Here is a 15,056-nt window from a genome sequence, read left to right as displayed (position 1 = left end):
ATGTTGTGACACGCAATTGGCTATGCTGCTCTAAGAAAGCCAAGTGGCGTGGCAACAGGAACACAAACCCGTACAATGCGGCCATTGTGGCGTTATCGCCATTTCATCCAGCAATCGCCCAGTGTTAAAAGTAGATTCCACGACGTTCGTTCATTTTTCAGCTGCTCGGATTGGGCAGTATTTGCACTTATTCAACAGATGGACGCGCTAACAGGCGCAGGAAAAGACCCGTTTTGAAGAAATCCGCCGCAACACCTAAAGCAGCCATCGTGCCGGCCTGGCGTCAGCACCTGCACTATCGACTCAAGGAAGGCGCGCTGATCGCTATCGGCGCCCTGTGCCTGTTCCTGATGATGGCCTTGCTCACCTATGGCAAGGACGATCCGGGCTGGAGCCACAACAGCAAGATCGAAGACGTGCAGAACTTCGGTGGGCCTGCCGGCTCCTACAGCGCCGATATCCTGTTCATGGTGCTGGGTTATTTCGCTTACATTTTCCCCTTGCTGCTGGCGATCAAGACCTGGCAGATCTTCCGCCAGCGCCACGAGCCGTGGCAGTGGAGCGGCTGGCTGTTTTCCTGGCGCCTGATCGGCCTGGTGTTCCTGGTGCTGTCGGGTGCCGCCCTGGCGCATATTCATTTCCATGCACCCACCGGCCTGCCGGCGGGCGCGGGCGGGGCGCTGGGCGAAAGCCTCGGCGACCTGGCGCGCAAGACCCTGAATATCCAGGGCAGCACCCTGATGTTCATCGCGCTGTTCCTGTTCGGCCTCACGGTGTTCACCGACCTGTCGTGGTTCAAGGTGATGGACGTGACCGGTAAGATCACCCTTGACCTGCTGGAGTTGTTCCAGGGCGCCGCCAACCGTTGGTGGGCCGCCCGTGTCGAGCGCAAGCGCATGGTGGCGCAACTGCGCGAAGTCGACACCCGCGTCAACGAAGTGGTGGCCCCAAGCACACCGGACCGCCGTGAGCAGGCCAAGGTCAAGGAACGCCTGATCGAACGCGAGCAGGCCCTGAGCAAGCACATGTCGGACCGCGAGAAGCAGGTGCCGCCGGTAATCGCCCCGGCGCCGCCCAAGCCGGCCGAGCCTAGCCACCGCGTGCAGAAAGAGAAACAGGCGCCGTTGTTTGTCGACAGCGCCGTGGAAGGCACCTTGCCGCCGATCTCGATCCTCGACCCGGCCGAAAAGAAACAACTCAACTATTCCCCCGAGTCCCTGGCGGCCGTCGGCCATTTGCTGGAAATCAAACTCAAGGAGTTCGGCGTCGAAGTGTCGGTGGACTCGATTCACCCCGGCCCGGTGATTACCCGTTACGAAATCCAGCCGGCCGCTGGCGTAAAAGTCAGCCGCATTTCCAACCTGGCCAAAGACCTGGCGCGCTCCCTGGCCGTGACCAGCGTGCGCGTGGTGGAAGTGATCCCCGGCAAGACCACCGTGGGTATCGAGATTCCCAACGAAGACCGCCAGATCGTGCGTTTCTCCGAAGTGCTGTCGACGCCCGAGTACGACAACTTCAAGTCGCCGGTCACCCTGGCCCTGGGCCACGACATCGGCGGCAAGCCGGTGATCACCGACCTTGCAAAAATGCCTCACCTGCTCGTGGCCGGTACCACCGGTTCGGGTAAATCGGTGGGCGTGAACGCGATGATCCTGTCGATCCTGTTCAAGTCCGGCCCGGAAGACGCCAAGCTGATCATGATCGACCCGAAGATGCTCGAGCTGTCGATCTACGAAGGCATTCCGCACCTGCTCTGCCCTGTGGTCACCGACATGAAGGACGCCGCCAACGCCCTGCGCTGGAGCGTTGCCGAGATGGAACGCCGCTACAAGCTGATGGCGAAGATGGGCGTGCGTAACCTGTCAGGCTTCAACGCCAAGGTCAAGGAAGCCCAGGACGCCGGCACGCCGCTGACCGACCCGCTGTACAAGCGCGAAAGTATCCATGACGAAGCACCGCTGCTGAGCAAGCTGCCGACCATCGTGGTGGTGGTCGATGAGTTTGCCGACATGATGATGATCGTCGGCAAGAAGGTCGAAGAGCTGATCGCGCGTATCGCCCAGAAGGCGCGGGCGGCCGGTATTCACTTGATCCTCGCCACCCAGCGTCCGTCGGTGGACGTGATCACCGGCCTGATCAAGGCCAACATCCCGACCCGCATGGCGTTCCAGGTGTCGAGCAAGATCGACTCACGGACCATCATCGACCAGGGCGGCGCCGAGCAACTGCTGGGCCACGGTGACATGCTCTACATGCCGCCCGGCACCAGTCTGCCGATCCGCGTTCACGGCGCCTTCGTGTCCGATGATGAAGTACACCGCGTGGTGGAAGCCTGGAAGCTGCGTGGCGCGCCCGAATACAACGACGACATCCTTGCCGGTGTCGAAGAGGCCGGCAGTGGCTTCGACGGTGGCAGCAGCGGTGGTGACGATGATGCCGAGACCGATGCCCTGTACGACGAAGCCGTGGCCTTCGTGCTGGAAAGCCGCCGCGCCTCGATTTCTGCGGTGCAGCGCAAGCTCAAGATTGGCTACAACCGCGCCGCGCGCATGATCGAGGCTATGGAAAACGCTGGCGTCGTCACCGCAATGAACACCAACGGCTCGCGCGAAGTCCTTGCTCCTGGGCAGGCGCGCGACTGATTCCGTGCCGCGTGGCAGCACGCGGCGCGCCCTTACGACTCAATGAGGACTCCCATGCGTCTTATCCGCATGCTGTTGTTGCCGGCACTGGCCCTGACCGCTGTTTCGGCCCACGCTGACCCGGCCTCCGTTGCCAGCCTGAAAAACCTGTTGGACAAATCCCAGACCCTGACTGCGCGCTTCTCCCAGCTCACGCTGGATGCCGGCGGTACCCAGTTGCAGGAAACCGCTGGCGAGATGGCCGTGCAGCGCCCAGGGCTGTTCTACTGGCACACGGAAGGCAAGGCCGAGCAGACCATCGTCTCGGACGGCCAGAAAGTCACCCTGTGGGACCCGGACCTGGAGCAGGCGACCATCAAGAAGCTGGACCCGCGCCTGAACCAGACTCCGGCGCTGCTGCTCTCGGGCGACGTGTCGAAAATCAACGACAGCTTCGACATCACCTCCAAGCAGACCAGCAACGTGATCGAGTTCACCCTCAAGCCGAAATCCAAGGACACGCTGTTTGACACGTTGTCCCTGTCGTTCGGCAACGGTGTGATCAATAACATGCGCCTGGTCGACAGCGTCGGTCAGCGCACCGATATCCTGTTCTCCGGGGTCAAGGCCAACCAGCCGGTACCGGCGTCCAAGTTCAAGTTCGACATCCCCAAGGGTGCCGACGTGATCCAGGAATAAACTCCCCAGAGGTTTCAAGCGCTGCCCATGGATCTGTTTCGAAGTGACCCGATTGCCCAGCCTTTGGCCGCGCGCTTGCGCTCGACCAACCTGGATGAGTACGTCGGTCAGGAACACCTGCTCGCTCGCGGCAAGCCGTTGCGCGAAGCCCTGGAGCAGGGTGCGCTGCACTCGATGATTTTCTGGGGGCCGCCGGGCGTGGGTAAGACCACCCTGGCGCGGCTGCTGGCAAAGGTCTCGGATGCGCACTTCGAAACGGTCTCGGCCGTGCTGGCCGGGGTCAAGGAGATCCGCCAGGCCGTCGAGGTGGCCAAACAGCAGGCCGGGCAGTACGGCAAGCGCACCATCCTGTTTGTCGATGAAGTGCATCGCTTCAACAAGTCGCAGCAGGATGCATTCCTGCCCTATGTCGAGGACGGCACGCTGATTTTTATCGGTGCGACCACCGAGAACCCTTCCTTCGAATTGAATAACGCCTTGCTCTCGCGTGCGCGGGTCTATGTGCTTAAAAGCCTGGACGAAGCCGCGATGCAAAAGCTGTTGCACCGCGCCCTGAGCGAAGACAAGGGTCTGGGCAAGCGCCAGCTGAGTCTCAGCGACGAAGGCTTCAAGATCCTGCTTACCGCCGCCGACGGCGACGGTCGGCGCTTTCTCAACCTGCTGGAGAACGCCTCCGACCTGGCCGAAGACGGCAGCGAGATTGGCGTCGACCTGCTGCAAAGCCTGCTCGGCGATACGCGTCGGCGGTTCGACAAGGGCGGCGAAGCCTTCTACGACCAGATTTCGGCGCTGCACAAGTCCGTGCGCGGCTCCAACCCGGACGGCGCGCTGTATTGGTTTGCGCGCATGATCGACGGCGGCTGCGACCCGCTGTACCTGGCGCGGCGCGTGGTGCGCATGGCCAGTGAAGACATCGGCAACGCCGACCCGCGCGCTCTGAGCCTGTGCCTGGCTGCATGGGAGGTGCAGGAGCGCCTCGGCAGCCCGGAGGGTGAGCTGGCGGTGGCCCAGGCCATCACGTACCTGGCCTGCGCGCCGAAAAGCAATGCGGTGTACATGGGTTTCAAGTCCGCCCTGCGTGCCGCCGCTGAACATGGTTCCCTCGAAGTGCCGCTGCACCTGCGCAACGCGCCGACCAAGTTGATGAAACAACTGGGCTACGGTGATGAATACCGCTATGCCCATGATGAGCCGGACGCTTATGCCGCCGGCGAAGACTATTTCCCCGACGAGCTTGAGCCGCAGCCGTTCTACCAGCCGGTGCCCCGTGGCCTGGAGCTGAAGATCGGTGAAAAGCTCAATCACCTCGCCCAACTCGACCGCCTCAGCCCCAAACAGCGGAGAAAGTAGTGCTCAAGACGATTCTTGCCGTGTCCGCAGCCGGCATCGCTGGTACATTATTGCGTTTCGCCACCAGTACGTGGGTGAGCGCCAATTGGCCGAAGCATTTTTATGCGGCGACCCTGGCGGTCAACCTGGTGGGTTGCCTGATCATCGGGTTGCTGTACGGCTGGTTCCTGTTGCGCCCGGAAGTACCGATTGAAATTCGCACCGGCTTGATTGTCGGTTTTGTAGGCGGTCTGACGACCTTTTCATCCTTTTCACTGGATACGCTGCGCCTGCTGGAAAGCGGGCAGGCCCTGGTCGCCTTCGGGTACCTGGGCATCAGCGTGTTCGGCGGGCTGCTCGCCACCTGGGCTGGCCTGTCCTTGACCAAACTTTGATAAACGAGAGACCGACATGCTCGATTCCAAACTGTTACGTAGCAACCTTCAGGACGTAGCGGACCGCCTGGCATCCCGTGGCTTTGCCTTGGATGTTGCGCGCATCGAAGCGCTGGAAGAACAGCGCAAGACCGTCCAGACCCGCACCGAAGCACTGCAGGCTGAGCGTAATGCGCGTTCCAAATCCATCGGTCAGGCCAAGCAACGTGGCGAAGACATCGCACCGTTGATGGCGGACGTCGAGCGCATGGGCACCGAGCTGTCCGACGGCAAGGTCGAGCTGGAAGGCATTCAGTCCGAGCTGGATTCGATCCTGCTGGGCATCCCCAACCTGCCGCATGAGTCCGTGCCGATTGGCGAAGACGAAGACGGCAACGTCGAAGTGCGCCGCTGGGGCACGCCAACGGCCTTTGATTTCGAGATCAAGGACCACGTCGCCCTGGGCGAATTGACCGGTGGCCTGGATTTCGAAACCGCTGCCAAAATGTCCGGTGCGCGCTTTGCCTTGCTGCGCGGCCCGATCGCACGCATGCACCGTGCGCTGGCGCAGTTCATGATCAACCTGCACACCGGCGAGCACGGTTACGAAGAGGCTTACACCCCGTACCTGGTGCAGGCGCCGGCGCTGATGGGCACCAGCCAATTGCCGAAGTTCGAGGAAGACCTGTTCAAGATCAGCCGAGATGGCGAAGCCGATCTGTACCTGATCCCGACCGCCGAAGTGTCGCTGACCAATATCGTTGCCGGCGAGATCCTCGATGCCAAGCAACTGCCGCTCAAGTTCGTCGCCCACAGCCCGTGCTTCCGCAGTGAAGCCGGCGCCTCGGGTCGTGACACCCGCGGCATGATCCGCCAGCACCAGTTCGACAAGGTCGAGATGGTGCAAGTGGTTGAGCCGTCGACCTCCATGGAAGCCCTGGAAGGCCTGACCGCCAACGCCGAACGCGTCCTGCAGCTGCTGGAGCTGCCGTACCGCGTCCTGGCGCTGTGCACCGGCGACATGGGCTTCAGCGCCGTGAAGACCTACGACCTCGAAGTGTGGGTACCCAGCCAGGACAAATACCGCGAGATTTCGTCGTGCTCCAACTGCGGTGATTTTCAGGCCCGGCGCATGCAGGCGCGTTTCCGTAACCCGGAAACCGGCAAGCCGGAACTGGTGCACACCCTCAACGGTTCGGGCCTGGCTGTAGGTCGCACCCTGGTGGCGGTGCTGGAAAACTACCAGCAGGCTGATGGTTCGATCCGCGTGCCTGAGGTGCTCAAGCCTTACATGGCGGGCGTTGAGGTCATCCGCTAAATGGAATTTCTGCCGCTGTTTCATAACCTGCGCGGCAGTCGTGTGCTGGTCGTCGGTGGAGGGGAGATTGCCTTGCGCAAATCCCGTCTGCTGGCTGATGCCGGCGCAGTGCTGCGGGTGGTTGCTCCCCAGATCGAAGACCAGTTGCGTGAGCTGGTGCAGGGCAGTGGCGGGGAAATGATTCTGCGCGGTTATCAGGAGGCTGACCTTGAAGGCTGCACCCTGATTATCGCGGCGACCGACGACGAGCCACTGAATGCGCAAGTGTCCAGTGACGCCAAGCGTCGTTGCGTACCGGTCAATGTGGTGGACGCGCCGGCCTTGTGCAGCGTGATCTTCCCGGCGATTGTCGACCGCTCGCCCTTGGTGATCGCGGTGTCCAGCGGCGGCGATGCGCCGGTGCTGGCGCGCTTGATCCGCGCCAAGCTGGAAACCTGGATTCCGTCCACCTACGGCCAGTTGGCCGGGCTGGCGGCTCGGTTTCGTGCCCAGGTCAAAGGCTTGTACCCGGATGTGCAGCAGCGTCGGGCATTCTGGGAAGAAGTGTTCCAGGGTCCGATTGCCGACCGTCAGTTGGCCGGGCAGGGCGATGAGGCTGAGCGTCTGTTGATCGAAAAGGTCAACGGCGCGCCGCCTTATGCGCCGGGCGAGGTGTATCTGGTAGGTGCCGGCCCGGGCGACCCGGACCTGCTGACCTTCCGTGCCCTGCGGCTGATGCAGCAAGCCGATGTTGTGCTGTACGACCGCCTGGTGGCGCCGGCCATTCTGGAGCTGTGCCGTCGTGATGCCGAGCGTATCTACGTCGGTAAACGCCGCGCCGACCACGCCGTGCCGCAGGACCAGATCAACCAGCAACTGGTGGACCTGGCCAAGCAAGGCAAGCGCGTGCTGCGCCTCAAGGGTGGCGATCCGTTCATCTTTGGCCGTGGCGGTGAAGAAATCGAAGAACTGGCGGCCCATGGCATCCCGTTCCAGGTGGTGCCGGGTATCACCGCAGCCAGTGGTTGCGCGGCGTACGCCGGGATTCCGCTGACCCATCGTGACTATGCGCAGTCGGTACGCTTTATCACCGGGCACTTGAAGAATGGGACGTCGGACCTGCCTTGGAGTGACCTGGTAGGGCCGTCGCAGACCTTGGTGTTCTACATGGGCTTGATTGGCTTGCCGATCATCTGTGAGCAACTGATCAAGCACGGTCGCGCCGCGGATACCCCGGCGGCGTTGATCCAGCAGGGCACCACGTCCAACCAGCGCGTGTTTACCGGCACCCTGGCGGACCTGCCGCGCATGGTGGCGGAGCATGAAGTGCATGCGCCGACCTTGGTGATTGTCGGTGAGGTGGTGGTGTTGCGCGAGAAGCTGAAGTGGTTTGAAGGCGCCCAGTCACAAGTCTGAGCACCTGCACACACATCAACTGTAGGAGCGAGCTTGCTCGCGAAAATCGTCAACGATAACGCGCCCATCCTGAATGCACGCGGTGTTTTTGAGTTCTTCGCGAGCAAGCTCGCTCCTACGGGTTTTGTATCAGCTCCAAACGCCTTTGCTGGTTAGCTTCACTCGATCATGCCCGGCATCAAACGCCTGTAACGGCCCCTTCGGCACAATCCCCGTCGGGTTGATGGTGCGGTGGCTCGCATAGTAATGCCCCTTGATGTGCTCAAAATCCACCGTCTCGGCCACGCCCGGCCACTGATACATCTCCCTCAGCCAGTTCGACAAGTTCGGATAATCGGCAATCCGCCGCACATTGCATTTGAAGTGGCTGTAATAAACCGCATCAAAACGAATCAGCGTGGTGAACAACCGCACATCCGCCTCGGTCAGGTACTCGCCGGCCAGGTAGCGGTGGTCGCCCAAGTGCTGTTCCAGATGGTCCAGTTCGGCAAACACATCATCAAACGCGCTTTCATACGCTTTTTGTGAGGTGGCAAAGCCTGCGCGATACACGCCATTGTTCACGGCCGGGTAGATCCGCTCGTTCAGCTCATCGATGGTCGCCCGCAGCGGCTCGGGGTAGAAGTTCAGGGTGTTGCCGGTCAGCCCGTTGAACGCGCTGTTGAACATGCGGATGATCTCCGCCGATTCATTGCTGACGATGCGGTTGAGCTGCTTGTCCCACAGCACCGGCACGGTGACGCGGCCGGTGTAGTCGGCGGTGTCGGCGGTATAGCGCTGGTGCATGAATTCGAAACCATCGAGCTTATCGCCGGTGGAGCCGTGGGCTTTGTCGAAGGTCCAGCCGTTTTCCAGCATCAGCCAGCTGACCACGGACACGTCGATCAAGCTTTCCAGGCCCTTGAGCTTGCGCAGGATCAGGGTGCGGTGGGCCCATGGACAAGCCAGGGACACGTAGAGGTGGTAGCGACCGGCCTCGGCCTTGAAGCCGCCTTCGCCGCTGGGCCCGGGCTGGCCATCGGCGGTCACCCAGTGGCGGCGCTGTGCCTGTTCCCGCTGGAAAGCGCCATCTGCACTACTTTCGTACCACTGGTCTTTCCAGTGTCCTTCGATCAGCAAACCCATGACTGGCTCCTTGACTAATAAGCGTTGGAGCCCAGTCTAAAGGGATGAGTTCGAACTAAAAGCGCAAAGACCGGGCGCGAATCATCGATTAAATCGATTTGTCCCGCGCATCCCAGTAGTGCCGGGCCAATTCGAACGCCTGTTCTCGTGAGTGGCCGAGGCCGCGCAAGGCCAGGGCCATGGTGGCGATCAGCGCCAGTTGCGGGTAGCTGTCCTCTACGTCGCCGCGCCATACCGCCTTCAAGTGTTCAGGCTCCAGGGTTGCCGGCTTGACGTGGCGCTGGTCGGAGAGGGCGGGCCATTCTTCATCCCAGCTTTCGCCACCGGTGGTGCCGTAGAGGTGGCTGATGGTGTCAGGGTTGATCTCGACTTCGCCGCCGTCGCCCTTCACCACGATCACATGGTCGCCAAGCAGGCCGCTGGCATCGCGGTGCACACCCTGGTAGCCCGGGTGGAAAATGCTTTGCAGGCCGCAGCGCGCATTCAGCGGGTTGAGCAGGCGCGCCAGGGAGTGGATCGGCGAACGCAGGCCCAGGGTGTTGCGCAGGTCGATCATGCGTTGCAGTTGCGGCGCCCAATCGCCCAGCGGGATAAACGCCAGGTTGCCTTGCTCAAACGCGGTCCCGACCTGCTGCCAATTGCGGCACAGGGGGATTTGCAGGGTTTGCAGCAATTGTTCGGTGTACAGCCGGCCCGCCGTGTGTGCGCCGCCGCCGTGCATGAGGATGCGCACACCATTTTGCGCCAGGCACTTGGCGGCCAGCAGGAACCAAGGCAGGTGACGCTTCTTGCCGGCGTAGGTCGGCCAGTCGACATCCACATTCAGTGCCGGGGCGTTCAGGCGTTCACGCACGGCTTCGGTAAAACCGGCGAGTTCTTCCGGGCTTTCTTCCTTGTGGCGCAGCAGCATCAGGAAGGCGCCGAGCTGGGTGTCTTCGACTTTTTCGTCGAGCAGCATGCCCATGGCGTCACGGGCCTCGTCGCGGGTGAGGTTGCGCGCGCCGCGCTTGCCTTTGCCCAGGATGCGCACGAACTGCGCAAACGGATGCTCGGCAGGGGTTTCAAGGGTCAGTGGGGCAAAGTCGGTCATAAGCAATTCGTCGGCCGGGGCAGGCCCGCCAGCTTGGCGGCGAGTTTGGCGGGAGTGCCGTTGAACAGTGTGTTGAGGTGCAGGCTGTTGCCCTTTTGCGGGCCGAGCTTCAAGGCGGTGTACTTGATCAGCGGGCGCGTGGCGGGGGACAGCTGGAATTCGGCATAGAACTGGCGCAGCAGTTCGAGGATCTGCCAATGATCCGGGGTCAATTCCAGGCCTTCGGCGGCGGCCAGGGCGTTGGCCACTTCAGGGGACCATTCGTTCAGGTCGACGAGGTAACCGTCCTTGTCCAGATCCAGGGTGCGCGCGCCTACGGTCAGGGTGTTCATAGCCAGGTGTTGACCTTGCTGTACTCGAGCGACAGCTGCACGAAACCCGGGTAGTCCACGCTGTCGGCCCAGTCGGGTAGCGGCAGATTGCGCGCTTGCATGTCTTCGGCCAACACAAAGACCTTCACCCCCTTGGTGTGCAGGGCCGGGTTGTGCAGCCCATAGGCGCCATCGCCGCAGAGAAGGATCGCATCCTCGGCGCCACAGATACGCAGGCAGCTGTCGAGGCGGTTATCAGTAAAAGGAGAGTGAGACACCACATGTAAAGTCGACATCAGAGGGTTATCACCTGGTCGTAACGGTCAATCAGCCTGGAGATCGCTTCGCTGTCCAGCGGCTGGGCATTGGACGGCTGCGTCAGCCCGCGCTCACCCAGGCTGTGGTTGCAGGCGAACACGTCATCGATGCCGAACAGGCCCAATGCCTGCAGGTTGGCGCTGAGGTCTTTTTGCTGCACGGCCTTGGCGTCCTGGTGCGGCGCCAGTTGGAACACGCCGTCATCCATGAACAGCACGCCGATCGGCAGATCAAACGCGCCCCCGGCCAGCACTATATCCAGCGCTTCGCGCGCGCTCGGCCCGGACCATGGCGCCTGGCGGCTGATCACTAACAAGGATTTGGACATGTCACGGCCCTCCAAAACAGATCAGGCGGTCGGCGGCCTGGGCGGCGTCATGCAATTGCCCCAGGCCCGATAACGCCCAGGGTGCATCCAGGTTGACCGCGCTGCGTTGATAGCGCGTTGCTTCTTCCTGGTTAAGCACGCCACGGCGCAAGGCGGCAGCGATGCACACCACGCCGTCGAGTTGATGTGTGCTGACAAACTCACGCCATTGGCGGGCGATGTCCTGCTCATCCTGGGGGGCAACGATGTTATTGGCGGCGCTGTAGACGCCGTCCTGATAGAAAAACAGCCGCACAATCTCATGCCCGCCGGCCAACGCCGCCTGTGCAAACAGCAGGGCGCGGCGCGAGGAGGGCGCGTGGGCGGCGGAAAACAGTGCAATCGCAAACTTCATGGAACTCTCTGCAAGCAAACGTGGGGCAATGATAAAGCCGCCGCCACGAAAAAGCCCGCCATGATCAAAACGGTCACCTTCGATGATCGTTCTGACGATTGCCGGTAGGCGCCAGGCTGCCTAGTCTGTGTGAATTCGAAACCCAAATGGAGTCCCCATGTCAGGTCCCTTGGCGTCCCTCAAAGTGCTGGATTTTTCCACCTTGCTGCCTGGCCCGTTCGCATCGTTGATGCTGGCGGACATGGGCGCCGAGGTACTGCGGATCGAATCCCCCACGCGCGTGGACCTGCTGCGGGTGCTGCCGCCCCATGACCAGGGGACTTCGGCCAGCCATACCTACCTTAATCGCAATAAACGCAGCTTGGCGCTGGATTTGAAACAGCCCGAAGGGCTGGAGATCGTGCGCGAACTGGTCAAGGACTACGACATTGTCCTCGAACAATTTCGCCCTGGGGTGATGGAGCGCCTGGGCCTGGGTTACGAGGCGCTGAAGGCGATCAACCCGCGGCTGATTTATGTGTCGATTACCGGTTACGGCCAGACCGGGCCCTATAAGGATCGCGCCGGGCATGACATCAATTATCTGGCGTTGGCCGGGGTGGCCAGCTACACCGGGCGCCAGGACAGCGGACCGTTGCCACTGGGCGTGCAGTTGGCGGACGTGGGCGGCGGTTCGCTGCATGCGGTGGTGGGGCTGCTCGCTGCCGTCATCGCCCGGCAGCAAAGTGGGGTCGGACAATACCTGGATGTGAGCATGACCGATTGCTCGTTCAGCCTGAATGCCATGGCCGGCGCGGGTTACCTGGCGTGTGGTGTGGAGCCGGAATGGGAGGGCCATGTGCTCAATGGTGGGAGTTTCTACGATTACTACCGCTCGCGAGATGGACGCTGGATGTCGGTGGGCAGCCTGGAACCGGCTTTCATGCAGCCGTTGTGTGAAGCGTTGGGGCGCCCGGAGTTGGCCGCGCAGGGCTTGAAGCCTGAGCAGCAGCCAGCGCTTAAGCAGGCCTTGCAGGTAGAGTTCGAGAAGCGCAGTTTCGAGGAATTGTGCGAGCTGTTTGCCGGGGTGGATGCCTGCGTGGAGCCTGTGCTGACGCTCAGCGAAGCCGTGGCCCATCCGCAGTTGAAGGCGCGGGCGCTGGTCAGCGAGGTGCCCAGGGGGGATGGCTCGAGCCAGGCGCAGATTGCCTGCCCGTTGAAGTTTTCGGAAGGGTTGCCAGCCCCCCGGCACATTGGCGTCGTCGTGGGCGCGCACAGTGATGAAGTGTTGGCGGAGCTGGGCTTGAGCCCGCAGCGCATCAGCGAGCTGCGCAGCTCCAAGGTGATTATGTAGTGGCTGGGCGGACGCTATCGGGAGCAAGCCCCCTCCCACATTCAGGCCTGTGAATACGATCAAAATGTAGGAGGGAGCTTGCTCCCGATGAGGCCTTTATTCCACCCTGGTTTCGCCGGTAAACACCAATGTCTGCCGACAGCGCCGACACAGGTACCGCCGCCCCTGAGCCACCATGCCATGGCGCTGCGATGAGAACGGAAAGTCACTCTCGGCACATGGGCAACGGTAGATATAGCGGGTCACCTGGCGACGCTTCACGGCATAGGTGTGGCAACGATCCGGCGGCAGTTCGTAAACCCCGCGCATGATCAGTTGCCATTCCTCACCATGGGGCTGGATTCGCTCGCCAAACAATTGGTGGGCAATCAGGTGCGCCACCTCATGGGCCACGGTCTGTTTCAGGAAGTGTTGGCTGTTTTCTCGGTACAACTGTGGGTTGAAGCGCAGCAGGTTCTCGTGCAAATGCGCGACACCGGCCTTCTGGCCCCGCAGCTTGAGGCTGACCTGGGGGCGTTTGAAGCTTCGTTTGAAAAAGGATTCGGCTTGCAGGAAACAATCTTCGACGCGGGTATTGAGTTGCTCGGGCATGCTGTACATATCTCCAGAGACGTCCAGTATGCCGCAAAACCGAGTGTTTCCGAATCTGTCAGGCGCCGAATGGTCATCCATCACGTACAAAGCCACCTTGCGGTGGCCTTGCCTTCACCATTGAACGGTCAGTTAGTGTAGATCGGTCCTACGCCCAGTCCCCAGACAATCACGGTAAACGCCATGATCGCCACCAGCACCACCAGCCCTACGGCCAGTATCGAACTGGAAAACAGGAAGCCTTCATCCGGGTCGATGCTCATGAAGGTCGGTACGCCGACATACAGCAGGTACACCGTGTAGCAAATCGCTGCAGTGCCCACCACCATGCCCAGCCACATATGCGGGTAGAGCGCCGCCAGCCCGCCGATAAACAACGGTGTCGCAGTGTAGGTGGCAAAGGCCACGCACCGCGCCATGCTGGGGTTGGCATCGTAAGTGCGGGCCATCCAGTGAATGAACGCACCCATCACCGCCACGCCGCCGAGCATGGCCGCATACGACATGAGGGTCATCCACAGCGCACTTTCCTGGGTCAACATGACCGGGGAGCGGTTGCCGATGACCCAGCCGACCTGGGTGGTACCGATAAAGGCTGATACGGCGGGGATCGCCGCGAGAATCAGGGTGTGAGTGAGGTACATGTGGCCGATGCTTTCTTCTTTATCGCCACGAATTTCCCGCCATTCCTGGTCGGGATGGGTAAACAGCCCCACGACGTGATGGATCATGCCAGTCACTCCTGTCGTTATTACCATCGCCCCCCATCGGAGCGCCTACGGGCCAAATGGCCACAAAGGTCTGGATATATGTGTACGACCTCAAGTCGCAGTATAGGAAGGGATGACCGGAATAACTGTAGGGCCTTTAGAGCAAATTGCGCTGTAAACATGGGTCCTAATCGCGGCGGGGTCTTTTACTGTTAGCCCTTTAGCTGTTTTTTTTGCGTAAAATACCCGGCTTTTCGTCACATACCTCCAGCGGATCCAAGCGCCATGGGCACTCTTACGGTCAACCAGAACAAACTGCAAAAACGCCTGCGCCGTCTGGCCGGTGAGGCGGTCGCCGATTTCAATATGATCGAGGATGGCGACAAGGTCATGGTCTGCCTCTCCGGCGGCAAAGACAGCTACACCATGCTTGACGTGCTGCTGCACCTGCAAAAGGTCGCGCCGATCAAGTTCGAGATCGTCGCCGTTAACATGGACCAGAAACAGCCGGGCTTCCCCGAGCACGTGCTGCCGGCCTACCTCAAGGCGCTGGGCGTCGAATACCACATCGTCGAAAAAGACACCTACTCGGTGGTCAAGGAACTGGTGCCTGAAGGCAAGACCACCTGCTCGCTGTGCTCGCGCCTGCGCCGTGGCACGCTCTACACCTTTGCCGATGAGATCGGTGCGACCAAGATGGCCCTGGGTCATCACCGCGACGATATCGTCGAGACCTTCTTCCTCAATATGTTCTTCAACGGCTCGCTCAAGGCCATGCCGCCCAAGCTGCGTGCCGATGACGGGCGCAACGTGGTGATCCGCCCGCTGGCGTATTGCAACGAGAAGGACATCCAGGCCTACTCCGACCTCAAGCAATTCCCGATCATCCCGTGCAACCTGTGCGGCTCCCAGGAAAACCTGCAGCGCCAGGTAGTCAAGGAAATGCTGGTGGAGTGGGAGCGCAAGACGCCAGGGCGTACCGAAAGTATCTTCCGCAGCCTGCAGAACGTGCAGCCGTCGCAATTGGCCGACCGCAACCTGTTCGACTTCACCAGCCTCAAAATTGATGAGACGGCCGCGTCGCGCTTCGTCAATGTTGTGAACCTCTGAGCTCATTCAA

At 61.3% G+C, this 15,056-nt stretch carries 16 protein-coding genes; 8 read left to right on the top strand and 8 right to left on the bottom strand.

The genetic code is table 11. The annotated features are described in order from the left end of the window. Positions 1-233: 233 nt before the first annotated feature. The 6 genes from HDC32_RS05085 to cysG are packed head-to-tail and all read left to right on the top strand — an operon-like array spanning position 234 to position 7,736. Positions 234-2,642 (top strand): DNA translocase FtsK, encoded by a 2,409-nt coding sequence (locus HDC32_RS05085; RefSeq protein WP_131698054.1) that lies wholly within the window; start codon positions 234-236, stop codon positions 2,640-2,642. 54 nt (positions 2,643-2,696) lie between these two features. Next, on the top strand, positions 2,697-3,320 hold the full coding sequence (gene lolA / locus HDC32_RS05080) for an outer membrane lipoprotein chaperone LolA (protein WP_016975527.1): 624 nt from the start codon (positions 2,697-2,699) through the stop codon (positions 3,318-3,320). Between the two features lie 27 nt (positions 3,321-3,347). After that, complete coding sequence (locus tag HDC32_RS05075) at positions 3,348-4,670, top strand: replication-associated recombination protein A (RefSeq protein ID WP_131698053.1); 1,323 nt, start codon at positions 3,348-3,350, stop codon at positions 4,668-4,670. Then, the gene (crcB, locus tag HDC32_RS05070; protein ID WP_131698052.1) at positions 4,670-5,044 is read left to right on the top strand and encodes a fluoride efflux transporter CrcB; all 375 of its coding nucleotides are present in this window, start codon (positions 4,670-4,672) and stop codon (positions 5,042-5,044) included. The genes HDC32_RS05075 and crcB overlap by 1 nt, the downstream gene beginning before the upstream one ends. A gap of 16 nt (positions 5,045-5,060) precedes the next feature. After that, the gene (gene serS, locus HDC32_RS05065) at positions 5,061-6,341 is read left to right on the top strand and encodes a serine--tRNA ligase (protein ID WP_167655666.1); all 1,281 of its coding nucleotides are present in this window, start codon (positions 5,061-5,063) and stop codon (positions 6,339-6,341) included. Further along, positions 6,342-7,736, top strand: a complete 1,395-nt coding sequence (gene cysG, locus HDC32_RS05060; RefSeq protein ID WP_027606347.1) for a siroheme synthase CysG — start codon at positions 6,342-6,344, stop codon at positions 7,734-7,736. Positions 7,737-7,865: 129 nt separating this feature from the next. Here the strand turns inward: cysG and HDC32_RS05055 are convergent, their stop codons facing one another. The 6 genes from HDC32_RS05055 to tusD form a co-directional block, all read right to left on the bottom strand. Next, on the bottom strand, positions 7,866-8,861 hold the full coding sequence (locus HDC32_RS05055; RefSeq protein ID WP_184742762.1) for a glutathione S-transferase family protein: 996 nt from the start codon (positions 8,859-8,861) through the stop codon (positions 7,866-7,868). Between the two features lie 88 nt (positions 8,862-8,949). Beyond that, positions 8,950-9,951, bottom strand: a complete 1,002-nt coding sequence (locus HDC32_RS05050) for a glycosyl transferase family protein (protein WP_184742760.1) — start codon at positions 9,949-9,951, stop codon at positions 8,950-8,952. Next, positions 9,948-10,283 carry a TusE/DsrC/DsvC family sulfur relay protein gene (locus HDC32_RS05045; protein WP_131698048.1) on the bottom strand — a complete coding sequence of 112 codons (336 nt, stop codon included), beginning with the start codon at positions 10,281-10,283 and terminating at the stop codon, positions 9,948-9,950. The genes HDC32_RS05050 and HDC32_RS05045 overlap by 4 nt, the downstream gene beginning before the upstream one ends. Further along, positions 10,280-10,558, bottom strand: a complete 279-nt coding sequence (gene tusB / locus HDC32_RS05040) for a sulfurtransferase complex subunit TusB (RefSeq protein ID WP_131698047.1) — start codon at positions 10,556-10,558, stop codon at positions 10,280-10,282. Before tusB ends, HDC32_RS05045 begins: the two co-directional genes overlap by 4 nt. Then, entirely contained in the window at positions 10,558-10,908 is a 351-nt protein-coding gene (tusC, locus tag HDC32_RS05035) for a sulfurtransferase complex subunit TusC (RefSeq protein WP_167655660.1), read from the bottom strand. Before tusC ends, tusB begins: the two co-directional genes overlap by 1 nt. Before the next feature lies 1 nt (position 10,909). Next, positions 10,910-11,302, bottom strand: coding sequence for a sulfurtransferase complex subunit TusD (tusD, locus tag HDC32_RS05030; RefSeq protein ID WP_167655658.1), 393 nt, complete (start codon positions 11,300-11,302; stop codon positions 10,910-10,912). Positions 11,303-11,459: 157 nt separating this feature from the next. Between tusD and HDC32_RS05025 the strand changes: the two genes are divergently transcribed. Then, positions 11,460-12,635, top strand: a complete 1,176-nt coding sequence (locus tag HDC32_RS05025; protein ID WP_184742758.1) for a CaiB/BaiF CoA-transferase family protein — start codon at positions 11,460-11,462, stop codon at positions 12,633-12,635. Positions 12,636-12,731: 96 nt separating this feature from the next. On the opposite strand, the gene HDC32_RS05020 is transcribed toward HDC32_RS05025, so the two are convergent. Continuing rightward, entirely contained in the window at positions 12,732-13,226 is a 495-nt protein-coding gene (locus HDC32_RS05020) for a SprT family zinc-dependent metalloprotease (RefSeq protein ID WP_145337668.1), read from the bottom strand. 128 nt (positions 13,227-13,354) lie between these two features. After that, positions 13,355-13,957, bottom strand: a complete 603-nt coding sequence (locus tag HDC32_RS05015; RefSeq protein WP_027606356.1) for a Yip1 family protein — start codon at positions 13,955-13,957, stop codon at positions 13,355-13,357. 264 nt (positions 13,958-14,221) lie between these two features. Between HDC32_RS05015 and ttcA the strand changes: the two genes are divergently transcribed. Then, positions 14,222-15,046 carry a tRNA 2-thiocytidine(32) synthetase TtcA gene (gene ttcA, locus HDC32_RS05010; RefSeq protein WP_053128530.1) on the top strand — a complete coding sequence of 275 codons (825 nt, stop codon included), beginning with the start codon at positions 14,222-14,224 and terminating at the stop codon, positions 15,044-15,046. Positions 15,047-15,056: the final 10 nt, after the last annotated feature.

Origin of the sequence: Pseudomonas sp. JAI120, from assembly GCF_014207255.1 — a bacterium.
Taxonomy (GTDB): domain Bacteria; phylum Pseudomonadota; class Gammaproteobacteria; order Pseudomonadales; family Pseudomonadaceae; genus Aquipseudomonas.
This window is presented reverse-complemented; position numbering and strand designations above follow the sequence as displayed.